This window comes from Klebsiella sp. WP4-W18-ESBL-05 (assembly GCF_014169075.1).
In the GTDB taxonomy this organism is placed as follows: domain Bacteria; phylum Pseudomonadota; class Gammaproteobacteria; order Enterobacterales; family Enterobacteriaceae; genus Kluyvera; species Kluyvera ascorbata_B.
The window spans coordinates 4,642,423-4,664,299 of sequence record NZ_AP022057.1 but is presented as its reverse complement, the minus strand read 5'-3'; the positions used below and the strand labels follow the sequence as shown (position 1 = coordinate 4,664,299).

The window sequence follows — 21,877 nt, the reverse complement described above, 5'->3', positions numbered from 1 at the left end:
AAAATCGTCATCTTTCCTTACAACAAACAGGGCGCTCAATGAGCGCCCTGTCTCTTTCTGGCGCGTAAACCCTTATACTGAAAGGAGGCTCGCCTGCGCGGCTTGCCGGATGGCGGCGTAAACGCCTTATCCGGCCTACGGGGAAATTCTGTCGGCCTGATAAAGGTACTACGGGTTTGTAGGCCTGATAAGCGCAGCGCCATCAGGCATGATGCCAACACCGCTTGCCTCTGGAACCTATAACAATAAGGAGAACCCGATTCCGTGTTAACGCTGCTACACCTGCTTTCCGCCGTCGCCCTGCTGGTGTGGGGAACCCATATCGTCCGTACCGGCGTGATGCGCGTCTTCGGCGCGCGCCTGCGTACCGTACTGAGCCGTAGCGTAGAGAAAAAGCCGCTCGCTTTCTGCGCGGGTATTGGCGTGACGGCGCTGGTGCAGAGCAGCAACGCCACCACCATGCTGGTGACGTCGTTTGTTGCTCAGGACCTTGTCGCGCTGACGCCAGCATTGGTTATCGTGCTCGGGGCCGACGTCGGGACCGCGCTGATGGCGCGAATCCTGACATTCGATCTTTCGTGGCTGTCGCCGCTGCTGATTTTTATCGGCGTGACCTTCTTCCTGGGTCGTAAACAAACCCGAGAAGGCCAGCTTGGCCGCGTCGGCATCGGCCTTGGCCTGATACTACTGGCGCTGGAGCTGATCGTTCAGGCGGTCACGCCGATCACCCAGGCCAACGGCGTGCAGGTGATCTTCGCCTCGCTGACCGGCGATATTCTGCTGGATGCGCTGATTGGCGCGGTGTTCGCCATCATCAGTTATTCCAGCCTGGCCGCCGTGCTGCTGACCGCGACATTGACCACCGCTGGTGTGATTTCCTTCCCGGTTGCGCTGTGTCTGGTGATTGGCGCCAACCTCGGTTCCGGCCTGCTGGCGATGCTCAACAACAGCGCCGCCAACGCCGCCGCGCGCCGTGTGGCGCTGGGAAGCCTGCTGTTTAAGCTGGTGGGCAGCCTGCTGATTCTGCCGTTCGTTCACGTGCTGGCCGACACGCTGCACAAGCTTCCGCTGGCGGAATCAGAGCTGGTTATCTATTTCCACGTCTTCTACAACCTGATTCGCTGCGTGGCGATGGTACCGTTCGCCGAACCGATGGCGCGTTTGTGTAAACGTATGATCCGCGATGAACCAGAGCTGGAGGGCAGCCTGAAGCCGAAGCATCTGGACGTGACCGCGCTCGACACCCCTACGCTGGCGCTGGCCAATGCCGCGCGCGAAACCCTGCGCATCGGCGATGCCACCGAGCAGATGCTGGAAGGGCTCAAAAAGGTGATGAACGGCGAGCCGCGCGAAGAGAAAAACCTGCGCAAGCAGGCGGACGATATCAACGTGCTCTACACCGCCATCAAGCTCTATCTGGCGCGAATGCCGAAGGATGAACTGGCGGAAGAGGAGTCTCGCCGCTGGGCGGAGATTATCGAGATGTCGCTCAACCTGGAGCAGGCGTCGGATATTATTGAGCGAATGGGCAGCGAAATTGCCGATAAATCGCTGGCTGCGCGCCGCGCGTTTTCCGTAGAAGGCCTTAAAGAACTGGACGCGCTGTACGAACTGCTGCTCGGAAACCTGCAGCTGGCAATGTCGGTCTTCTTCTCCGGCGACATGACCAGCGCCCGCCGTCTGCGCCGCAGCAAGCACCGTTTCCGTATCATGAACCGCCGCTATGCGCATGCGCACGTCGATCGACTGCATCAGCAGAACGTGCAGAGTATTGAGACCAGTACCCTGCATCTGGCGCTGCTGGGGGATATGCAGCGGCTGAACTCGCTGTTCTGTTCGGTGGCCTACAGCGTGCTGGAGCAGCCGGACGAAGACGACGAGCGCGATGATTACTAACGGAATCCGCGCCGGATAGCGCTGCGCTTATCCGCCCTGCAGGTCGCGTTCACTGCAGGCCGGATAAGGCTATCGCGCCGCTATCCGGCAATAGCGTTTAGAAGCGGTGGCCGGCTTCCAGCGCGATCGCGTCTTCTCCGGCGGTAAACACGTAGGTGGTGTTTGGCCCGCCGAGCGTGGCATGACCCTGCGCGACCTCAATCCAGTTGCCCTCCGGCAGCCCAATCACCGTTAATTCTGGCGCGACGACCAGCAGCTCGCGAATACGCTGTTCACGGGTTTCACCCTTATGACCTTCAGGCAGCGCGTTGGTGAAGTGGGGGTTAATCTGCAGCGGGAACAGGCCCAGTGCATCAAAGCCCTGCGGATCGACAATGGGCATATCGTTGGTGGTCCGAATGGTCGGGCAGGCCAGATTCGCCCCTGCGCTCCAACCGATATACAGCGCGCCGCGTTTGACCACGTCAACAATTGGCGCCAGCAGGCCGCGTTGACGGCTCTCTTTAAGCAACTGGAAGGTATTGCCGCCGCCGACAATGATCAGTTCGGCGTTTTCAATTGCCGATACCGGGTCCGCCACGGTATGAATGCCGGTGACCGACACGCCCAGCGGAGCCAGCACGGCAGCGGTTTTTGCCGTGTACTCATCCCAGGTCTGCGTGACGCCAGCAAAGGGAATAAACACCGCGCGGCGGCGGCCGTTCAGCCGTGCCTCAATTAACGGCAGCGCGTGTTCCAGCCAGGCTTTGCCCGGCAGCGTTGAGTTACTCAGCAGAAGTAAGTCCATCATTTCTCCTATTAATCAGAAAACTATCAATCAGGGCGGCATGTTATCATCCTGTACCGGTCAGCTTACTGATGCAGTTCACGGTGTTGCAGGCGGTGTGCTGAAAGTGAGCTTTGGCTACGCCTCCGGCAGACGCATCTTTGATGCGCGTTACCCCGCTCTGGCAAACGCCGCTGCCTCTGCAATCAGCGCATCGTCCGGGCGCACGCCGGTATACATGACAAACTGCTCCACCGCCTGGAGGGCAATCACTTCAGCACCGCTAATCGTCTTTTTCCCCAGGCGTTGGGCGAGTTGAATCACCGGCGTTTCTGCGGGCAAAGCCACCACGTCGAAGACCACGCTGGCGCGTGTCACCATGGCTTCACTGTAAGCAAGCTGCGTGCTCTCTTTACCGCCCGCCATACCGATAGGCGTGACGTTAACCAGAATGTCGATACCCTCAGCTTCCGGCCGTGGCTGCCACCGGAAGCCGTACTGTTTTGCTAACGCCGTGCCGTTAACCTCATTACGAGCCGCAATAATGACATCGCTAAATCCCGCGTCGCGGAAAGCGGCAATCACCGCTTTGCCCATGCCGCCACTACCCTGAATCATTACCCGGGCAGAGGTATCCAGACGATGGCTGGCGATCAGGCTTTTCACCGCGATGTAGTCGGTATTGAATCCGGTGAGGTGGCCATCGTCATTGACGATAGTATTCACTGAGTCGATGACGTTTGCCGACGGATCGATAGCATCCAGAAACGGCATGCAGCTCTCTTTAAACGGCATAGAGACCGCGCAGCCACGAATACCCAGGGCGCGTACGCCTTTCACTGCGGCTTCAATATCCTGGGTGGTAAACGCCTTATAGATAAAGTTAAGTGCCAGCTTTTCATACAGAAAATTATGGAAACGGGTGCCGAAGTTGCCGGGGCGTCCGGCCAGCGACATGCACAGTTGGGTATCACGGTTAATCATGAGCGTGTCCTCGTACTAAATAGTCAGCGGTGGCCCGGTCGGTCACCAGTGTGTTGATGTGTTTACCGCGCAGCGCGCCAAGAATGGCGTCGTACTTCTCTTCTCCGGCCGCAATGCCAACGATGTCACGTGCCTGGCGTAGCGTGGAGAGCGGGATAGAAAGCGTTTTCTCGTGCATGTCGGTGAGCACCGTTGCGCCATCGCTATCGAAAAAGCGTGAGCAGATGTCGCCAGCCACCCCGCGGGCAATCAGTTCATCGCTTTGCGCGTTACCGTAAAATGCCTGCCAGTTGGCACCATGACGAATCGCCGGCGAGCCGATGCCCACCAGCGCGACGTCGAGCTTCTGCCAGTAGCCCGCCAGCGTTTGATAATGCTGTGACTGCATGATGCCGTTGCGAATCGTCGGGTTATCCAGCAGGGCCGGAAAGTCCGCGAGATAAGACTCCGCCTTCAGACGTTCAGCGGCAGCGTAGGTGAGCGTGTTGACGTGGTAACGGCTCGGCAGCTTGCCCGACGGTCCTCCGACGATCGGAACACAGACATGTTGGCGCGGCTGGCTGGCGGTGGGGAGGGCCTCGACCAGCATGCTGACCGCGCGACCCCAGCCGAAGCCAATGATGGCGTTAGCCGAGAGCAGGCGCTCCACCAGCGGTGCGCCATAGGCTCCGAGCTCGGCTTCCTGCGGGGCGACGGCGGCCTCCTTCAGGCCAAATATCTGTTTAAGCTGCTCTTCTAACCACAGGCTGTCGTTGTAGTCATAGTTAATGGCGATAGTCACCACCCCCAGCTCGCGCCCGCGTTTGAGCAGGCGGCTGATGGTGGTGCGATAAATCCCCAGCGACTGCGCAATTTGCGCCTGCGTCATCTCCTGTTCATAGTAGAGCTGAGCAATTTTCACGATAAGACGGATATCGTTGCTGTTTTCCATCGAAGGGGCTCCTGCACATATGTGCAAAACGTCGTGGTCAGGGTATGGATCTGGTATAGCGCCGCTGTATAAGGAGTTCAAGCGTATTTGCTCGATATTCTCGGTTGGGTAATTGCACGTTTGTGCAAATCTGGCGTGATATGTACAACGATTTGCGACGGACTATTTTTTCTCACCCGTAAGGTAAGGTATATTCCGCTGCCAAAGGAGAATTTATGCTGCCAGACTCATCAACCCGATTAAATAAATACATCAGCGAAAGCGGTATCTGTTCGCGTCGCGAAGCGGATCGCTTTATCGAACAGGGCAACGTCTTTATCAACGGTAAACGCGCCACCATTGGCGACCAGGTTATGCCGGGCGACGTTGTGAAGGTCAACGGTCGGTTGATTGAGCCGCGTGAAGCGGATGATTTAGTGCTGATTGCGCTGAATAAACCTGTCGGCATCGTCAGCACGACCGAAGACGGCGAGCGCGATAACATTGTGGATTTTGTTAACCACAGCAAACGCGTCTTCCCGATAGGCCGTCTGGACAAAGACTCCCAGGGGCTGATTTTTCTCACCAACCACGGCGATCTGGTGAATAAGATTCTGCGCGCCGGCAACGACCACGAAAAAGAGTATCTGGTCACGGTTGATAAGCCGGTCACCGATGAGTTTATTCGCGGCATGGGCGCGGGCGTACCGATTCTCGGCACCGTGACCAAAAAGTGCAAAGTGAAGAAAGAAGCGCCGTTTGTCTTCCGTATTACCCTCGTGCAGGGGCTGAATCGCCAGATTCGCCGCATGTGTGAACACTTTGGCTATGAAGTCACGAAGCTTGAGCGTACGCGCATTATGAACGTGAGCCTCACGGGTATCCCGCTGGGCGAGTGGCGCGATCTGACGGACGATGAGCTGATTGACCTGTTTAAGCTGATTGAGAACTCCTCTTCCGAGGCGAAACCAAAAGCCAAGGCCAAGCCGAAAACCGCGGGGATCAAACGCCCGGTGGTGAAGATGGAAAAAACCAGCGAGAAACCGGCGCGCCCGGCGGGCAACGGTAAACGTTTCACCGCACCGGGGCGGAAAAAGAAAGGGCGTTAACGCCTGCCGCGTGTCGGCGTGTTCGCCGACCAGGAAAATGAACTCTCGGTATCCGGTTTATAAGCCTGCTGTTTCTTTAACTGGCGGGCTTTTTTCGCTTCCGCTTCGCGCTGTACCATCAGCTTATCGATGTACTCCTTTTTCACGCCGTTAGTTTCCGCGTTCGTCAACGGGCGGCCATGTGCGATGCGCGCGCGGTCGAGCAGGGTTTTCAGCTCGCGCTGTTCGCGCTCGGTCATCTCTTTTTGCGTAATGCGGGGGAGTGCCATAGGGAGTGCCCTCAATCGGATAGTTAACCCAGTGTACGGCAAAGGGGCAAATCTTTGTAGGCCGGATAAGGCGTTGACGCCGCCATCCGGCAAGGTGCGTTATTTAGCCCGATGGCGCTCCGCTTATCGGGCCGACTCTCGAGCGTTATTTGTCTTTTTTATCTTCGATTGGCTTTCCTGACCAGTATCCCGCCAGCAGCGATCCCGACAGGTTATGCCACACTGAGAACAGCGCGCCAGGCAGTGCGGCCAGCGGGCCGAAGTAGATTTTACCCAGCGCTGTCGCGAGGCCAGAGTTTTGCATGCCGACTTCAATCGCCAGCGTGCGGCAGGTCGACTCATCAAAGCCGAACAGCCGTCCGCCCCAATAGCCGCCGAGCAGACCGATTGTGTTATGCAGAATGACCGCGATAATCACCACAAACCCTACCGATGCGATATGCGCAGCAGAACCGGCTACCACGGCGCTGATGATGGCCAGAATGCACACCATGGAAAAGGCGGGCAGGAAAGGCTCGACCGCTTTAACCACGCGGGGGAACAGATGGTGAATGACCAGGCCCAGCGCAATCGGAATGACCACAATCTGCAATATACTCAACAGCATTCCCATCACGTCGACCTGAATATGCGCATCAACGTACAGGCGCGTCAGCAGCGGCGTCGCGATCACGCCGACCAGCGTGGAGACCGACGAGATGGTAACGGACAACGCCACGTCACCTTTCGCCAGATAGATCATCACGTTAGATGCCGTGCCGCTGGCGACGCTGCCGACCAGCACCATCCCGGCAGAAAGCTCCGGCGGCATATGGAAAATCAGCGCCAGCAGCCAGGCGGCAAGCGGCATCACCAGGTAATGCAGAAATATCCCCGCAGCCACCGGCGCCGGGCGCGATAACACACGTTTGAAATCGTCAATCTTCAGGTGCACGCCCATGCCGAACATAATCAGCATCAGCAGCGAGGGGACCAGCGGGCCAATCGGCGTGAAGGTCGTGGGGGTGAAATAAGCGATAACGGAGAGCAGCAGCGCCCAAAGCGGGAACAGCCGGGTGAGAACGGCGAGCATGTTGTATTCCTTGCGATTTAAAGATGTTGTGTTGTTATAAAAAAGCCGGGTTCGAGCCCGGCTATAGTTATTGTTTATCGCGTGATGGGATATTATTCAAACAAATTATGTTCATGTTGCGCTGCGGAGATTTTCCCAGCTTAGCCCGAAACGAGCGAGATATTTGCGCAGGCGGTCTGCATCGTTGGGATTGGCTTTTTTCTGCCGCGAGACGGCAAACAGTTCGCGTCCGGCTTCCGACAGCGACGCGCAGCGGCGGCACACTTCCAGTACCGTTTCTAACTGGCGGCGATCGAACAGGTCAATGTCCATATTCAGTTCAGGCTGCGGAGTGGCTATCTGCCAACTCTCCTTTAGCAGCGCAATCTCTTCTTCGACAAGGGATAAGGTGATGCGACCTTGTTCGGCAAGCGTCGCCATGCGCGCGATGGATGAACTTAGCTCGCGAAAGTTGCCGCGCCATTGCGCCTGTGGGGAGCAGGCAAATGCCAGATAGGAAGCGCGGGCTTCTTTATCGAAACGGATTTGCGTCTGTTTGCTGCTGGAGAAACGTTGCAGCTCATACTCGACGTTCGGCGCGATATCTTCCCGCCGCTGCGCCAGACCGGGCAGGGCGAAGCACCACATGTTGATACGCGCGTAGAGATCCTCGCGAAAACGGCCTTCAGCGACCCATTGCCGCATGTCGCGATGGGTGCCGGCAATCAGCTGAAAATCGCTGCGTACTTCTTTGTCTGACCCAAACGGGAAAAAGGTTTTTTCTTCAATTGCTTTGAGTAGCATGGCCTGCTCATCCAGCCCTAATTCGGCGATCTCATCGAGAAACAGCACGCCGCCATTGGCCTCTCGCAGTAATCCGCTACGCGCCGTGAGCGCACCGGTAAAGGCTCCCTTCACGTGACCGAACAGCGTGGACATCGCATTGTCGCCGCGCAGGGTCGCGCAGTTAACCGCCACCAGTTTTCCCGCTACCAGATGCCGCGACTGGCGTAGCTGGAAAATGCGTTTCGCGAGGAAGGATTTGCCCGCGCCGGTAGGGCCGGTGAGCAGGATCGGGTCGGTCGAACGCAGAGCGACCCGCTCAATGCGATCGATCAGTTTATTGAAGGTGGCGTTGTGCGTATCAATCCCGGCTTTCAGAAAAGAGACCGACTGCTGCTGTTCGCGCTGAAAACGACTGGTGAGCGTGGCGTAGCGGCTTAAATCGAGATCGATAACCGAGCAGACGCCAGCGGCGACGGCCTCATCGGATGAACCGCGTGGCGCCGGGCCGGTTTGCAGCAGGCTGGCGGGCAGGTAGCGCGCTTCCGTCAGCAAAAACCAGCAGATTTGTGCCACGTGAGTGCCGGTGGTGATGTGCACCAGATACTCTTCGTTTTCCGTATCAAATTCATAATGCGTGGCAAAGTCGAGAAACGCGGCGTAGACCTCTTCAAAGTCCCACGGATCGTTAATGGTGACGGCATGCGGGCGAACCTGGGTGTGCGGCGAAAGCAGCGCGACGTCTTCAATCAACCGTTGCGCCATGCTCTCATCGCGTGGCTGGTGGAGGAGTTCCAGCCTGTCGACAGGGAAATCGGGTTGTTGGCATAGCCCAACCGTGGGTCGCCACTTCTTAAACCGATTGGCCCGCTTGCCGCGCTTATCGAGCACCGTTCCCAATACGCCAATCACTACCCGTCGCTTCTTCATGGTTTATCCAAAAAGATAAATAAGAGAATAAAAGATAAAAAAATTAACCCGTCGAGACAACCGCCATTATTGGCGTTAATAATTAAAATTATAAAAATCAATTAATTAAAAATTAAATATGCCTGTTTTAATTCCTGGCACGCTTCTGGCAATAACTCTTACGTCAATCACGCTGAAAGCGCAGGGGGTTAAACCCCGCCGGCACGTCAGGAACGGTACAGGCTGTTTTCCGGGCGCGTTCCGTCAGCCGATGACACACAGTGGGTTCGATTCCCAATTTCATCCCCGAATGAAAACGGGTTGTTAATCATAGAAATAAAGCGGAGTGATGTGCAGTTAGCACGCTCCAGAACAGGCTGCCGGTAATGATGCCGTGTGACAGGCAAAAGGGAATTCCCCTGTCGCTTCGCCCCTGCACCCGCGCCTGACTCACAATAAGGAATAAAAAATGATGAAAAAAATCACTATTCGTAAAGGCCAGCTTGGCCTGTTATCCCGACAGGGTGATTACTATCAGGTACTGGATGCAGGTGAACACCGTTTGCCATGGTTTAACACTCCGGACGTTCTGGTAATCAATACCGATGGCAGCGAAATTCCGGAAGCGCTCGCGGAGTATTTACGTCGCTTCCAGCCTACATGGGTGGAGCAGTACTGTGTGGTAGCTGATTTAACCGATACTGAAGCAGGTGCGCTGTATGTGAACGGCGTCTTGCAGGAAATTTTGCCACCGGCAACGCGCCGTCTGTACTGGCAGGCCGATGAAGCGCTGAAGCTGGTACGGATGGATACACGTCAGGTTTTGGTTCCTGTTGACGTGATGAACGCGGTGTTACAGCCCCGTCGCAGCGGTGCGGTGAAAGGTCGCGAAGCTATCTTAACGGTGCAGATCCCGGCGTGGCACGTCGGTGTACTGAAAATTGATGGCGAAACCCAGGCGCTGTTGCCGCCGGGGCTAACCGCATACTGGAAGGTAAACCATCTGATTGAAGCGGAAGTGGTGGATACCCGTTTGCAGGTGCTGGAGGTTGGCGGTCAGGAGATCCTGACCAAAGATAAGGTCAACCTGCGTTTAAACCTGGCGGCGAACTGGCGTTATCGCGATGTGCTGCTGGCATTTGGTCAACTGACGAAACCACTGGATCACCTTTACCGAGAGTTGCAGTTTGCGCTGCGTGAAGCGGTGGGAACGCGCACGCTGGACGAATTGCTGGAAGATAAGCAGGTGATCGATGAAGTGGTGAGCGCGCAGGTGAAAGCCCGTATGACGCCGTTTGGTATTGAGGTGGCTTCACTGGGGGTGAAGGATATTGTCCTGCCCGGCGATATGAAGGCTATTTTATCGCAACTGGTTGAAGCGGAAAAATCCGCCCAGGCCAACGTGATCCGACGTCGTGAAGAGACTGCCGCCACGCGATCGCTGTTAAATACGGCAAAAGTGATGGAAAACAACCCGGTAGCGCTGCGCTTAAAAGAACTGGAAACCCTCGAAAGAGTTGCTGAGCGCATCGATAAAATCTCGGTGTTCGGGGGCCTGGATCAGGTGCTGCACGGTCTTGTGAACATAAAAGGATAAGAATAATGAGCGACAACACAGTGGACGGCGCAATGCGCGAACGGGTATTGCGCCAGCTAAAAGAGGTTGAGCAGCGCTATGGCGTCAGGGTGCTGTATGCCTGTGAGTCCGGCAGCCGTGGCTGGGGATTTGCTTCGCCGGACAGCGATTACGACGTGCGATTTCTCTATGTTCATCCCCCTGAATGGTATCTGCGGGTCGAAGCGCCACGCGATGTTATCGAGCTGCCGATAGATGATGAGCTGGACGTGTGCGGCTGGGAATGGCGCAAGGCGCTGGGGTTACTCAAAGGCGCAAACCCGACGCTTATCGAGTGGCTGGATTCGCCGGTGGTCTATCAGCAGGATGAAGTGACCATTTCGGCGCTGAAAGCGTTGGTGCCCAAATGGTTTTCTCCGCTACGTGCCCGCTGGCACTACTACTCGATGGCGCGGAAAAACTTCCGTGGCTATCTGCAAGGTGACGACGTGCGATTGAAGAAGTACTTCTACGTCATTCGGCCGCTGCTGGCTGTACGTTGGGTGGAAGCAGGCAAGGGCGTACCGCCGATGCGTTTTGCCGAGCTGCTGGCGGGAAGTGAACTGGATGCGCCATTGCGTCAGGAAATCGACGAATTGCTGGCGCGCAAACAGCGGTCAGGTGAGGCTGAGTATGGTCCGCGTTGTCCATTGTTACATGCGTTTATCCGCGGCGAACTGGAGAGAGGAGAAATCCCACCGACCTTACCAGACAGCCGGGAAGGGGATGTCCGGGCGCTGGACAGACTGTTATATGATACGGTGATGCGCTGAAAATGCCCGATGGCCTAAGAACCATCGGGCGTTGACGTCTACTCACTCAAACAAATTATGGTGCAGCTTCTGTACCACCTGCTCGGCTTCCGCACCCGGCACCAGGAAGCACAGGTTATGGCTGGACGCGCCGTAGCAAATCATTCGAATGTTGAACGGCTCCAGTACGCCGAACACCTCTTTACCCACGCCGCAGGCTTTGGACAGGTCGTTGCCAATCAACGCCACCAGCGCCAGGCCTTCTTCGACTTCCACACGGCACAGCGCCGACAGTTCCATCAGCAGCGACTGCGTCAGCAGGGTGTCGCCGGTTGACGTTGAGCCGGTCGTGTCGAGCGTCAGCGCGACGCTGACCTCTGAGGTGGTGATCAGATCCACCGAAATATTATGGCGTGCGAGGATGCCGAATACCTCCGCGAGGAAGCCGCGTGAGTGCAGCATGTTGAGGCTGTGCAGCGTCAGCAGCGTTTGCTTACGGCGCAGCGCCAGCGCGCGGAACAGCGGCGGATTGGCGGTTTCGTTGCACACCAGCGTGCCGCCCGCTTTGGGATCTTTACTGGAGCCGACAAACACAGGAATGTCGCTGCGTACGGCTGGCAGCAACGTGGCCGGATGCAGAACCTTCGCGCCGAAGGTCGCCAGCTCGGCGGCCTCTTCAAAGGCAATTTCATCAATACGTTTCGCCGCAGGCACCACGCGCGGATCGGTGGTGTAGATACCGGGAACATCGGTCCAGATATCGACGCGGGTGGCGTGCAGCGCTTCGCCAAGCAGGGCGGCGGTGTAATCGCTGCCGCCGCGGCCCAGCGTGGTGGTACGACCCTTGCTTTCGCTGCCGATAAAGCCCTGAGTGATCACCAGGCCTTCTTCAAGACGTGGCGCTAACTGCTGCGCGGCCAGTTCGGCCAGCGCGGCCACGTCCGGCTCGGCGCGGCCAAAGCGGTCGCTGGTGCGCATGACTTTACGCACGTCGAACCACTGCGCCTGAACCTGACGTTCACGCAGAATTTCAACGAATAATAAGGTCGACATCAGCTCGCCGTGGCTCACCAGTTCGTCGGTCAGCGCGGTAGACGTTTCTGCGCAGGCGGCTTCCGCCAGCGTCGCGAGATTTTCCAGCAGGCGTTCAATTTCATCGCGAATGACGGCAGGGTTTGCCAGCCGTTCCAGCACGGCGTACTGAATGGCGCGAATGGCGTCCAGCTTAGCCACGCGTTCGGCTGGCTCCAGCCCTTCGGCCAGCGCAACCAGCAGGTTGGTGACGCCTGCGGAGGCAGACAGCACGACGAGACGCACGTTGGCGTCGGAAAGCACCACATCGGCGCTACGATTCATAGCGTCAAAATCGGCTACGCTGGTACCGCCAAACTTGGCGACGACTACTGCTGCTGTCATATGAACCTCGTGTCAGGGGATTTTTATTATTCAGCCTTGGCACAAGGGAAGAGCGAAAGACGGGTGGGCGCAGAGCGATAAACAACTACGATTTCACCCAGAAGTGCTCCACCACTTGCGAAACGCCCGACTGCGAACGCTTCTGGTGACAACCCAGGGGATTCAGCCCCTGTAGCCGATGTTGAACGTAACCTGTTGTTCAGCCATCTCGGCGTTGCTCCCCTTCAGGTGTTTTCACAGGATGGGTTCCTCCAACACCGTATACCTGGGCAACGCGCCTCTTCTGGCCTGCGCATGCGCAGGTAGTACATTTATAAATAAAGGGTTAGCGGGTCGCTTGTCAACGCTGGGGTTATGCGGATTTTTCATGCGCCATAGCCCCACAGTAATGCGGCTTATGAAGGCTATACTTTTGTCTGTTTTATGCGCAATTTTCTCATCCCTTAGGGGGATGACATTAAAACCATCACAATTTTTTGTGACAGGCGCTACAATCGAGGACAGTTACGATTTTTAAATCAGAAGGGTATTGCTAATGAAAAACATTAACCCAACGCAGACCGCTGCGTGGCAGGCACTACAGAAACACTTCGATGAAATGAAGGACGTTACCATTGCGCAACTGTTCGCCGAAGATGGCGACCGTTTCAGCAAGTTTTCCGCCACCTTCGACGATCAGATGCTGGTCGATTTCTCCAAAAACCGCATCACCGAAGAGACCCTGGCTAAGCTGCTGGATCTGGCCAAAGAGACCGATCTGAGCGGTGCCATCAAGTCCATGTTCTCTGGCGAAAAGATCAACCGCACCGAAGACCGTGCCGTGCTGCACGTGGCGCTGCGTAACCGTAGCAATACCCCGATTATCGTTGACGGCAAAGACGTGATGCCGGAAGTGAACGCCGTGCTGGAGAAGATGAAAGCTTTCTCTGAAGCGATCATCTCCGGTCAGTGGAAAGGCTACACCGGCAAATCCATCACTGACGTGGTGAACATCGGTATCGGCGGCTCCGACCTCGGCCCCTTCATGGTGACGGAAGCGCTGCGCCCGTACAAAAATCACCTGAACATGCACTTCGTTTCTAACGTCGATGGCACCCACATCGCCGAAGCGCTGAAAAACCTGAACCCGGAAACCACGCTGTTCCTGGTGGCGTCTAAAACCTTCACCACTCAGGAAACCATGACCAACGCCCACAGCGCGCGCGACTGGTTCCTGGCAAGCGCAGGCGACCAGAAGCACGTGGCAAAACACTTCGCCGCGCTGTCTACCAACGGTAAAGCGGTGTCTGAATTCGGTATCGATACGGCCAACATGTTCGAGTTCTGGGACTGGGTTGGCGGCCGCTACTCTCTGTGGTCCGCGATTGGTCTGTCTATCATTCTGTCCGTGGGTTACGACAACTTCGTTGAGCTGCTCTCCGGCGCGCACGCGATGGACAAGCACTTCTCCACCACGCCGGCGGAGAAAAACCTGCCGGTACTGTTGGCGCTGATCGGCATCTGGTACAACAATTTTTACGGTACCGAAACTGAAGCGATTCTGCCGTACGACCAGTACATGCATCGCTTTGCCGCGTACTTCCAGCAGGGCAACATGGAGTCCAACGGCAAGTACGTTGACCGTAACGGCAACAAGGTTGAACACCAGACTGGCCCAATCATCTGGGGTGAGCCGGGCACCAACGGCCAGCACGCGTTCTATCAGCTGATTCACCAGGGGACCAAAATCGTTCCGTGCGATTTCATCGCCCCGGCCATCAGCCACAACCCGCTGACTGACCACCATCCGAAGCTGCTGTCTAACTTCTTTGCCCAGACCGAAGCGCTGGCGTTTGGTAAATCTCGCGAAGTGGTTGAGCAGGAATACCGTGACCAGGGTAAAGACCCAGCAACCCTGGACTACGTGGTACCGTTCAAAGTGTTCGAAGGCAACCGTCCAACCAACTCCATCCTGCTGCGCGAAATTACCCCGTACAGCCTGGGTGCGCTGATTGCCCTGTACGAGCACAAAATCTTCACCCAGGGCGCTATCCTGAACATCTTCACCTTCGACCAATGGGGCGTAGAGCTGGGTAAACAGCTGGCTAACCGCATCCTGCCGGAGCTGAACGATGATAACGCCATCGACAGCCACGATAGCTCCACCAACGGTCTGATCAACCGTTATAAATCCTGGCGCGCGTAAGGTTATATATTCTCAATGCCGGCGTAATGCCGGCATTTTTTTGTCAGATAATTCCGTATATCCTCATTTTCTGAATTATATTGATATTGAGCATAATCCTAAATATCACCTATCCCAGATGTATGTTTCGGATTAACCGTATATTGCCATTCTTAAATTAATAGATAACACGCTGTTATTTATTGATATTTTATTTTCTTATCTTTCATTTTCATATTTTCCGAAAAAACCTCCCCTTATTTCCCATCACCGAATTCCGTTCATTTGGTTGTGTATACTCGATGACGCCTGAATATTCTCAGGTACATATCCATTCATCTAATGAAGGGAATACGTATGAAGAAAATCCTCTATGGCATTTTTGCCATATCGGCGTTTGCTGCGGCAAGCGCCAGCGCGGCACCGATTGAAACAGGTGAAGCAGCTGGTGCAGCAGCAACGTCAGTGTCGGCCGGGAGTTCAACCGCCACCAGCGCCAGCACCGTAGGTTCTGCGGTCGGTATGGCGCTGGCAGCGGCTGGCGGCGATGGTTCCAACACCGGGACCACCACCACGACCAGTACGACAACGACCACCCGTACTCAATAAAAACGGTACGTTAATCCTAACCACACTTCGGTGTGGTTATTTTGCCCCTGGAGAAGCGTCGTGAAGCGACTTGTTATTCCCCTTATTTGCCTGTTGCTTCAGGCGTGTTCACCCAGCACCAAGGGACTGGGGAAATCGCTTTGGCAAAGCGTATCTGGTGAGTCGGGCGTACAGCTTACCGACGACGAAATCCAGACCATGCCATACGCCAGCCAATATATGCAGCTTAACGGCGGACCGCAGATCTTCGTGGTGCTGGCGTATTCCGAAGAAGGTCAGCAGAAATGGCTGACGCAGGACCGGGCAATGCTGGTGACACAGCATGGACGCCTGGTAAAAACCAAGCTGGCGGGCGACAACCTGCTCACGATGAATAATCTCGACAACGACCCGCTGGCCCGCGCGAACCAGATAACCGACGGCGCGCGCTGGACGCGGACCATGGGCTGGACCGAGCATCAGCAGGTGCGCTATGCCACCGCCACGTCCACCTTCCACTGGGACGGCAACGATACGCTGACCCTGTCAGGCCAGGACACCGCCGTACGTGTGCTGGAAGAGGAGGTGACTACCTCTGAAGCGAGCTGGCGCAACCGCTACTGGGTCGACAGCGAAGGGCAAATTCGCCAGTCAGAACAATATCTCGGCGCAGGAACCTTCCCGGTAAAAACCATGCTTATCAAGGCGGCGAAATCATGAAAAAACCGTTAATTATCGCCGCCATGCTAAGCGCTATCTCCTTTGCCGCCCAGGCGGCAGGTACCGTCGAGGTTCATATGGCGGGCGTTGAAAAGCCGCTGACTTTAACCCACGCCGAACGACTGGCCGACCTGGTCGGGCAACCGAGGCTGGCGGGAAGCTGGTGGCCCGGCGCGGCGATCACCTCTCCGCTGGCCGCCGCTCAAGCCGAGCGTGAACATCAGGCGCTGCTGGCAGAACTGGCCGCGCTTGCGGCGGATGAGGGCGGCAGCGAGGCGGGGGCGATAAATGCCCTGCGCAACCAACTGCAGGCCATCCCGGTGACCGGGCGCTTATTGGTGCCGCTGGACCCTGACACCGTGCGGGTCCGCAGCAAAAATAACCCGCCGCTCGAAGGCCATTACACCCTGTGGCTGGGGCGTGAACCTTCCACCATCACGTTGGTTGGTCTGGTGGATAAACCGGGAAAAATCCCTTTCACGCCGGGACGCGACGCGGCCAGCTATCTCGATGATATCAGCCTGCTCAGCGGCGCGGATCGCAGCTACGCCTGGGTGATTTACCCGGACGGGCGCACGCAAAAAGCGCCGGTGGCGTACTGGAATAAGCGGCACGTTGAACCGATGCCCGGCAGCATTCTGTTTGTCGGCTTTGCCGACTCACTGTGGACGAAAAAATACGAAGCGCTGAACGCTGAAATCCTTCGCTCCCTGTCGCAGCGGAGACCTGAATAATGAAAAAAGCCTGTCTTTACAGCCTGCTGGCCCTGTCGGTTAGCGCGGCGTGCCATGCGGAAACGTTTCCCGCCCCTATCGGCCCCTCGCAGTCAGACTTTGGCGGCGTAGGCCTGCTGCAAACCCCAACGGCACGCATGGCGCGCGACGGCGAGTTCAGCCTGAACTATCGCGATAACGATCAGTACCGCTATTACTCCGCCTCTGCCCAGCTTTTCCCGTGGCTGGAAACCACGCTGCGCTATACCGATGTGCGCACCAAAGACTACAGCAGCGTGGATGCCTTCTCCGGCTCGCAAACCTACAAAGATAAAGCCTTCGACGTGAAGCTGCGCCTGTGGGAAGAGAGCTACTGGATGCCGCAGGTGGCGGTCGGCGCGCGCGACATTGGCGGTACCGGCCTGTTTGACTCGGAATATATTGTTGCCAGCAAAGCCTGGGGGCCGTTCGACTTTACTCTCGGCTTAGGCTGGGGCTATCTCGGCACCAGCGGTAACGCCACCAACCCGTTCTGCTCCTACAGCGACAAATACTGCTACCGCGATAATCGCTATCGTAAAGCGGGCTCGGTTGATGGCAGCCAGATGCTCCATGGCCCGGCGGCTTACTTTGGCGGTATTGAGTACCAGACGCCGTGGCAGCCGCTGCGCCTGAAGCTGGAGTATGAAGGCAACAACTACCAGCAGGACTTTGCTGGCAAGCTCGATCAAAAGAGCAAAATTAACGTCGGCGCTATTTATCGTGTTGCCGACTGGGCCGATGTGAACCTCAGCTACGAACGTGGCAATACGGTGATGTTCGGCTTTACCCTGCGCACCAACTTTAACGATCTGCGTCCGTCCTATAACGACAACGCGCGCCCGACCTATCGACCTCAGCCGCAGGACCCTATCCTCCAGCATTCGGTAGTGGCAAACCAGTTGACCCAGCTTAAGTACAACGCGGGCTTTGCGGCGCCGAAAATTCAGGTGCAGGGCGACACGCTGTACGTCACCGGTGAGCAGGTGAAGTATCGTGATTCGCGGGAAGGGATCGAACGCGCCAATCGGATCATCGCCAACGATCTTCCGGAAGGGATCCGCACGATCCGCATTACCGAGACGCGGCTGAATCTGCCGGAAGTGACCACGGAAACCGATGTAGCAAGCCTGCAACGGCATCTCGCCGGGGAGCCGCTGGGGCAGGAGACGCCGCTGGTGCAAAAACGCGTCGCGCCGATCGTGCCGGATAAAACCGAGCAGGGCTGGTATATCGACAAATCGCGCTTTGATTTCCATATCGATCCGGTGCTGAGCCAGTCGATCGGCGGGCCGGAAAGTTTCTATATGTACCAGGTCGGCGTCATGGGCTCGGCTGACTGGTGGGTGACTGACCACCTGCTGACCAGCGGTAGCCTGTTCGCTAACCTCGCCAATAACTACGGCAAGTTTAATTACACCAACCCGCCGAAGGATTCGGCGCTGCCGCGCGTGCGTACGCACATCCGCGAATACGTGGAAAACGATGTCTACGTGAATAACCTGCAGGCCAACTACTTCCAGTCTCTGGGCAATGATTTCTACGGCCAGGTCTACGGCGGCTATCTGGAAACCATGTACGGCGGCGCGGGGGCGGAAGTGCTCTATCGTCCGGTGGACAGCAACTGGGCCTTTGGCCTGAACGCCAACTACGTGAAGCAGCGTGACTGGCGCAGCGCGCAGGACATGATGAAGTTTACCGACTACAGCGTGAAGACCGGGCACCTGACCGCCTACTGGACGCCGTCGTTTGCTCAGGATGTGCTGGTGAAAGCCAGCGTCGGGCAGTATCTGGCGGGAGATAAAGGCGGCACGCTGGATATCTCGAAACACTTCGACAGCGGCATTGTGGTTGGCGCATACGCCACCATTACCAACGTCTCTGCGGATGAGTATGGCGAAGGGCAGTTCACCAAAGGGGTCTATGTGAATATCCCGATGGATCTCTTCACCTCCGGCCCAACCCGCAGCCGTGCGGTCGTTGGCTGGACGCCGCTGACGCGCGACGGTGGTCAGATGCTGGGACGTCAGTTCGAGCTGTACAACATGACCGGCGATAAGAGCCAGAACTTCCGCTGACGACTGCCTCGTGGGTCCAATGCGCGACGCTGTCGACGAGCACGGCGTCGCGTGGAAACGACTTGTCCACCATAATGCTGATAATCTCTTTGTCGGTATGCGTCATCGGGTGAACCACCAGCCGGCACAAATTATTGATGGTTTGCTCTACGTCGCGGCATACAATGCCGTCGTTAGCGCTGGCGCAGCTGTTCTGCATTGCCATCAGCACCGCTTTGAAGGCGCTGGAAACCACCGAAGACACTTTCATCGCACAGCTATTAGACGCGCCGTCGCAAATCATGCCGGTAATGTCGCTAACCATGTTGGTAATCGCGGCGTTGATGACATCGGGATCGCGGGTGAACAGCCAGGCCATGCCTGCCGCCGAGCCCATGGCCGCCGTCGAGGCGGCGCAAAGCGCGGACAGACGGGTATAGCGCGAGTGGATGGAGATGGCCGTCAGGTGCGATAGGGCCAGCGCGCGCGCCAGAGTGTCTTCATCGGCATTGAGATGGTTTGCGACGGTCACGACTGGCATCGTCGCGGTTATCCCCTGGTTGCCGGAGCCGAAGTTAGACATCGCAATGACCGGTGCGCCGCCCATGCGGGCATCGGAGGCGGCAACGGTATCAATGATCACTTTGCTCATCAGATCGTTGCTCATCAGCCCTTTATTCACCGCATCGGCGAAAGCGCCGTTAATATTCAGACCGTATTTTTTGCGTTTACCTTCCTGCGACAGCGCCGAGTTCAGGCGGCCTGCTTCGAGGATAAACGCGATCTCTTCCGCGGGTGCTGCGGTAATAAAATCGAACGCGTCCCGCAGGCTGAAGGTTGGCAGCGCGTGAGGGTTCGCGGCCTTCCCGTCAGGCTGTTCCAGCGCCAGCGGTTCATCGTTCAGATAGAGCGCCACCACGTTCGTGTGGGTGCCTTTGACCACCACGCGGCAGGACTGCCCGGCGGCGAGCAGCGTCAGGTCGAGGTGAATAAAATCGGACGTGTCCTCCACGTTAATCGTGACGTTGCCTGTGTTGATTAACGCGTTGGCTAATTCAACGTGGTGCTCGGTAATCCCTTCCAGCGCACGTAAGCCTTTATCAGCATGACCGCCAAAGGCGCCAATGGCGGCGGCCAGGCTTACGCCCGAAACGGTCGTGCCAGGAATGGTGACGCCCATGGCGTTTTTATACAGATTGGCGGAAATAAATCCGCTGATGCGCTCGCAGGGGCCGGGCAGATAGCGGGCGGCATAGGCTGCGGTAAATGCGATAGCCACCGGTTCGGTGCAGCCTAATGCAGGCGTAACTTCTTGCTTGAGCCACTGGATAAAAAGGGAAGGAGAGACGTAACGCATGCGGTGATGCCCCCAAATAAACCTGTTATTTATAAGGTTAATTTAGGTGCTTTTATGAGGAAAAACTTACTCTATTTTTCCTTGCCAGAGGCAATATAAAGAAAATTATTCTCTTTAAGCCGTTTATCACGCAAAAATGCACCAAGGTACCGCCTCAGATACCCGATCCGGGCTTGAATAACCGGATACGACGGGCCGCATGGCGGTGAAAAGTTGACCAGAAAAACTAGATCTGGATCACACTTTTGCGCTATACAAAGATCTCGGCCCAGCGAAAGAGGTGCTTGCTATGATGTCACTGACTCGCCCACGCGTAGAGTTTATCTCCACAATTTTGCAGACCGTCCTGAACCTGGGCTTGCTCAGCCTGGGCCTGATCCTGATTGTTTTTCTTGGTAAAGAGACGGTACATCTGGCCGATGTACTGTTTGCGCCGGAGCGCACCAGCAAGTACGAACTGGTGGAGGGGCTGGTGGTCTACTTCCTCTATTTCGAATTTATCGCGCTGATTGTGAAGTACTTTCAGTCAGGCTTCCATTTTCCCCTGCGCTATTTTGTCTATATTGGCATCACCGCGATTGTGCGGCTGATTATCGTCGACCATAAGTCTCCGCTGGATGTGCTGATTTATTCTGCCGCCATTCTGCTGCTGGTGATTACGCTGTGGTTGTGTAACTCGAAGCGCCTCAAACGCGAGTAGGCCTGATAAGCGCAGCGCCATAGGGCAATATCGCGCAGGTTGCCGGACGGGGGCGTTGAAGTATCCGACCAGCTTCCGATAGACAGGCAAAAAAAGAGGCGCTCCGAAGAGCGCCAAACAGTCACAAGTTAGGGTTCGTACAAGTTGAGGATGATAACAGTGGCATTAACGATGAAACTTAGCCCTTCACGCCGCCGGCCGTGAGGCCGTTTACCAGCCAACGCTGCGCGAGCAGGAAGACGACGGTAATAGGGATGGCGGAAAGGACAGCCGCTGCGGCAAAGTCGCCCCACAGATAGTTTTGTGGGTTGAGGTATTGCTGCATACCCACGGCCAGGGTGTAGCTGTTCACATCACGCAGCAAGAGCGATGCAACCGGTACTTCGGTAATGGCGGCGATAAACGACAGGATAAACACCACCGCCAGAATAGGTACGGAGAGCGGCAGCAGTACCAGGCGGAAAGCCTGCCACGGCGTCGCGCCGTCCAGTGAGGCTGCTTCTTCCAGCGAACTGTCGATCGTTTCGAAATAGCCTTTAATCGTCCACACGTGCAGCGCAATACCGCCGAGGTAGGCGAAGATCACGCCACCGTGGGTGTTCAGACCGATAAACGGAATGTACTGACCCAGACGGTCAAACAACGCGTACAGGGCAACCAGCGACAGCACCGCCGGGAACATCTGGAAAATCAGCATGCCTTTCAGCAGCGTCGCTTTGCCCGGGAAGCGCATACGGGCAAAGGCGTAGGCGCAGGTCGTGGACAGCGTCACGATACCGATGGCGGTGATGCCGGCGATTTTCACCGAGTTCCACAGCCACAGCAGCACCGGGAACGGTGGCGGCGTGACGCGACCGTCGGCGTGCTCAACGCTGAAGCCCAGCGCCAGCTTCCAGTGCTCCCAGGAGATTTTTTCCGGGATCAGGCTGCCGGTGGCGAAGTTCCCTTCGCGCAGCGAGATAGCAATAACCATCAGCAGCGGGAACATAATCGCCGCGATGAAAATCAGCAGCAGCAGGTGCGTGGTAAAGAGACGCAGTTTCTGAGATTTGGGTTGTACCATAGCCATGTTCGTTGTC

Annotated in this window: 18 protein-coding genes, 2 pseudogenes and 1 riboswitch; of the genes and pseudogenes, 10 read left to right on the top strand and 10 right to left on the bottom strand. The window is 56.6% G+C overall.

Annotated elements, in window-relative coordinates:
- Window positions 1–35 precede the first annotated feature (35 nt).
- Window positions 36–213 (bottom strand): annotated as a pseudogene (locus tag H7R58_RS25680) (hypothetical protein); the annotation flags it as partial.
- A gap of 51 nt (window positions 214–264) precedes the next feature.
- On the opposite strand from H7R58_RS25680, the gene H7R58_RS22235 reads away from it, so the two are divergent.
- Window positions 265–1,896, top strand: a complete 1,632-nt coding sequence (locus tag H7R58_RS22235; protein WP_106928635.1) for a Na/Pi cotransporter family protein — start codon at window positions 265–267, stop codon at window positions 1,894–1,896.
- Between the two features lie 97 nt (window positions 1,897–1,993).
- Here the strand turns inward: H7R58_RS22235 and pepE are convergent, their stop codons facing one another.
- The 3 genes from pepE to H7R58_RS22220 form a co-directional block, all read right to left on the bottom strand.
- Window positions 1,994–2,683 (bottom strand): dipeptidase PepE, encoded by a 690-nt coding sequence (gene pepE, locus H7R58_RS22230; RefSeq protein WP_182930680.1) that lies wholly within the window; start codon window positions 2,681–2,683, stop codon window positions 1,994–1,996.
- 150 nt (window positions 2,684–2,833) lie between these two features.
- A complete protein-coding gene (locus H7R58_RS22225) occupies window positions 2,834–3,646 on the bottom strand; it encodes a shikimate 5-dehydrogenase (RefSeq protein ID WP_106928631.1) in 813 nt (270 codons plus the stop codon).
- The gene (locus H7R58_RS22220; protein WP_182929658.1) at window positions 3,639–4,577 is read right to left on the bottom strand and encodes a sugar-binding transcriptional regulator; all 939 of its coding nucleotides are present in this window, start codon (window positions 4,575–4,577) and stop codon (window positions 3,639–3,641) included. The genes H7R58_RS22225 and H7R58_RS22220 overlap by 8 nt, the downstream gene beginning before the upstream one ends.
- Window positions 4,578–4,792: 215 nt before the next feature.
- On the opposite strand from H7R58_RS22220, the gene rluF reads away from it, so the two are divergent.
- A complete protein-coding gene (gene rluF, locus H7R58_RS22215) occupies window positions 4,793–5,665 on the top strand; it encodes a 23S rRNA pseudouridine(2604) synthase RluF (protein ID WP_182929657.1) in 873 nt (290 codons plus the stop codon).
- Here the strand turns inward: rluF and H7R58_RS22210 are convergent.
- The 3 genes from H7R58_RS22210 to rtcR all read right to left on the bottom strand — a co-directional run bounded on the left by H7R58_RS22210 (window position 5,662) and on the right by rtcR (window position 8,698).
- On the bottom strand, window positions 5,662–5,934 hold the full coding sequence (locus H7R58_RS22210; RefSeq protein ID WP_106928625.1) for a YjbD family protein: 273 nt from the start codon (window positions 5,932–5,934) through the stop codon (window positions 5,662–5,664). The two genes, rluF and H7R58_RS22210, sit on opposite strands and share 4 nt — an antisense overlap.
- A 145-nt stretch (window positions 5,935–6,079) precedes the next feature.
- Window positions 6,080–7,006, bottom strand: a complete 927-nt coding sequence (gene panS / locus H7R58_RS22205; protein WP_182929656.1) for a ketopantoate/pantoate/pantothenate transporter PanS — start codon at window positions 7,004–7,006, stop codon at window positions 6,080–6,082.
- Between the two features lie 111 nt (window positions 7,007–7,117).
- Window positions 7,118–8,698: an RNA repair transcriptional activator RtcR gene (gene rtcR / locus H7R58_RS22200; RefSeq protein WP_182929655.1), complete on the bottom strand. Its 1,581-nt coding sequence runs from the start codon at window positions 8,696–8,698 to the stop codon at window positions 7,118–7,120.
- Between the two features lie 448 nt (window positions 8,699–9,146).
- Here rtcR and H7R58_RS22195 point away from each other — a divergent pair, with 448 nt between their 5' ends.
- Together H7R58_RS22195 and H7R58_RS22190 are read left to right on the top strand one after the other, a co-directional pair.
- Window positions 9,147–10,274, top strand: a complete 1,128-nt coding sequence (locus tag H7R58_RS22195; RefSeq protein WP_182929654.1) for a slipin family protein — start codon at window positions 9,147–9,149, stop codon at window positions 10,272–10,274.
- Window positions 10,275–10,279: 5 nt separating this feature from the next.
- The gene (locus H7R58_RS22190) at window positions 10,280–11,065 is read left to right on the top strand and encodes a nucleotidyltransferase domain-containing protein (RefSeq protein ID WP_182929653.1); all 786 of its coding nucleotides are present in this window, start codon (window positions 10,280–10,282) and stop codon (window positions 11,063–11,065) included.
- Between the two features lie 42 nt (window positions 11,066–11,107).
- Here H7R58_RS22190 and lysC read toward each other — a convergent pair whose 3' ends face one another.
- Window positions 11,108–12,460, bottom strand: a complete 1,353-nt coding sequence (lysC, locus tag H7R58_RS22185; RefSeq protein ID WP_106928615.1) for a lysine-sensitive aspartokinase 3 — start codon at window positions 12,458–12,460, stop codon at window positions 11,108–11,110.
- Between the two features lie 93 nt (window positions 12,461–12,553).
- A riboswitch (Lysine riboswitch) is annotated at window positions 12,554–12,751 on the bottom strand.
- A gap of 244 nt (window positions 12,752–12,995) precedes the next feature.
- On the opposite strand from lysC, the gene pgi reads away from it, so the two are divergent.
- The 5 genes from pgi to H7R58_RS22160 all read left to right on the top strand — a co-directional run bounded on the left by pgi (window position 12,996) and on the right by H7R58_RS22160 (window position 18,762).
- Complete coding sequence (pgi, locus tag H7R58_RS22180; RefSeq protein WP_182929652.1) at window positions 12,996–14,645, top strand: glucose-6-phosphate isomerase; 1,650 nt, start codon at window positions 12,996–12,998, stop codon at window positions 14,643–14,645.
- A gap of 336 nt (window positions 14,646–14,981) precedes the next feature.
- Window positions 14,982–15,233 (top strand): exopolysaccharide production protein YjbE, encoded by a 252-nt coding sequence (yjbE, locus tag H7R58_RS22175; protein ID WP_035895200.1) that lies wholly within the window; start codon window positions 14,982–14,984, stop codon window positions 15,231–15,233.
- 60 nt (window positions 15,234–15,293) lie between these two features.
- Complete coding sequence (locus H7R58_RS22170; RefSeq protein WP_182929651.1) at window positions 15,294–15,932, top strand: YjbF family lipoprotein; 639 nt, start codon at window positions 15,294–15,296, stop codon at window positions 15,930–15,932.
- On the top strand, window positions 15,929–16,666 hold the full coding sequence (locus H7R58_RS22165) for a capsule biosynthesis GfcC family protein (protein ID WP_182929650.1): 738 nt from the start codon (window positions 15,929–15,931) through the stop codon (window positions 16,664–16,666). The genes H7R58_RS22170 and H7R58_RS22165 overlap by 4 nt, the downstream gene beginning before the upstream one ends.
- Window positions 16,666–18,762, top strand: coding sequence for a YjbH domain-containing protein (locus tag H7R58_RS22160; RefSeq protein ID WP_182929649.1), 2,097 nt, complete (start codon window positions 16,666–16,668; stop codon window positions 18,760–18,762). The genes H7R58_RS22165 and H7R58_RS22160 overlap by 1 nt, the downstream gene beginning before the upstream one ends.
- A gap of 61 nt (window positions 18,763–18,823) precedes the next feature.
- Here H7R58_RS22160 and H7R58_RS22155 read toward each other — a convergent pair.
- A pseudogene (locus H7R58_RS22155) lies at window positions 18,824–20,098 on the bottom strand (serine dehydratase subunit alpha family protein); the annotation flags it as partial.
- 289 nt (window positions 20,099–20,387) lie between these two features.
- Between H7R58_RS22155 and psiE the strand changes: the two are divergent.
- On the top strand, window positions 20,388–20,798 hold the full coding sequence (psiE, locus tag H7R58_RS22150) for a phosphate-starvation-inducible protein PsiE (protein ID WP_182929648.1): 411 nt from the start codon (window positions 20,388–20,390) through the stop codon (window positions 20,796–20,798).
- Between the two features lie 178 nt (window positions 20,799–20,976).
- On the opposite strand, the gene malG is transcribed toward psiE, so the two are convergent.
- Entirely contained in the window at window positions 20,977–21,867 is an 891-nt protein-coding gene (gene malG, locus H7R58_RS22145; RefSeq protein WP_106928603.1) for a maltose ABC transporter permease MalG, read from the bottom strand.
- Between the last annotated feature and the right edge of the window lie 10 nt (window positions 21,868–21,877).

Excerpts from the sequence above, each read along its gene's own strand:
- pepE (WP_182930680.1), bottom strand. The coding sequence starts at position 2,683 with ATGGACTTACTTCTGCTGAGTAACTCAACGCTGCCGGGCAAAGCCTGG.
- H7R58_RS22225 (WP_106928631.1), bottom strand. The coding sequence starts at position 3,646 with ATGATTAACCGTGATACCCAACTGTGCATGTCGCTGGCCGGACGCCCC.
- H7R58_RS22220 (WP_182929658.1), bottom strand. The coding sequence starts at position 4,577 with ATGGAAAACAGCAACGATATCCGTCTTATCGTGAAAATTGCTCAGCTC.
- rluF (WP_182929657.1), top strand. The coding sequence starts at position 4,793 with ATGCTGCCAGACTCATCAACCCGATTAAATAAATACATCAGCGAAAGC.
- H7R58_RS22210 (WP_106928625.1), bottom strand. The coding sequence starts at position 5,934 with ATGGCACTCCCCCGCATTACGCAAAAAGAGATGACCGAGCGCGAACAG.
- panS (WP_182929656.1), bottom strand. The coding sequence starts at position 7,006 with ATGCTCGCCGTTCTCACCCGGCTGTTCCCGCTTTGGGCGCTGCTGCTC.
- rtcR (WP_182929655.1), bottom strand. The coding sequence starts at position 8,698 with ATGAAGAAGCGACGGGTAGTGATTGGCGTATTGGGAACGGTGCTCGAT.
- H7R58_RS22195 (WP_182929654.1), top strand. The coding sequence starts at position 9,147 with ATGATGAAAAAAATCACTATTCGTAAAGGCCAGCTTGGCCTGTTATCC.
- H7R58_RS22190 (WP_182929653.1), top strand. The coding sequence starts at position 10,280 with ATGAGCGACAACACAGTGGACGGCGCAATGCGCGAACGGGTATTGCGC.
- lysC (WP_106928615.1), bottom strand. The coding sequence starts at position 12,460 with ATGACAGCAGCAGTAGTCGTCGCCAAGTTTGGCGGTACCAGCGTAGCC.
- pgi (WP_182929652.1), top strand. The coding sequence starts at position 12,996 with ATGAAAAACATTAACCCAACGCAGACCGCTGCGTGGCAGGCACTACAG.
- yjbE (WP_035895200.1), top strand. The coding sequence starts at position 14,982 with ATGAAGAAAATCCTCTATGGCATTTTTGCCATATCGGCGTTTGCTGCG.
- H7R58_RS22165 (WP_182929650.1), top strand. The coding sequence starts at position 15,929 with ATGAAAAAACCGTTAATTATCGCCGCCATGCTAAGCGCTATCTCCTTT.
- H7R58_RS22160 (WP_182929649.1), top strand. The coding sequence starts at position 16,666 with ATGAAAAAAGCCTGTCTTTACAGCCTGCTGGCCCTGTCGGTTAGCGCG.
- psiE (WP_182929648.1), top strand. The coding sequence starts at position 20,388 with ATGATGTCACTGACTCGCCCACGCGTAGAGTTTATCTCCACAATTTTG.
- malG (WP_106928603.1), bottom strand. The coding sequence starts at position 21,867 with ATGGCTATGGTACAACCCAAATCTCAGAAACTGCGTCTCTTTACCACG.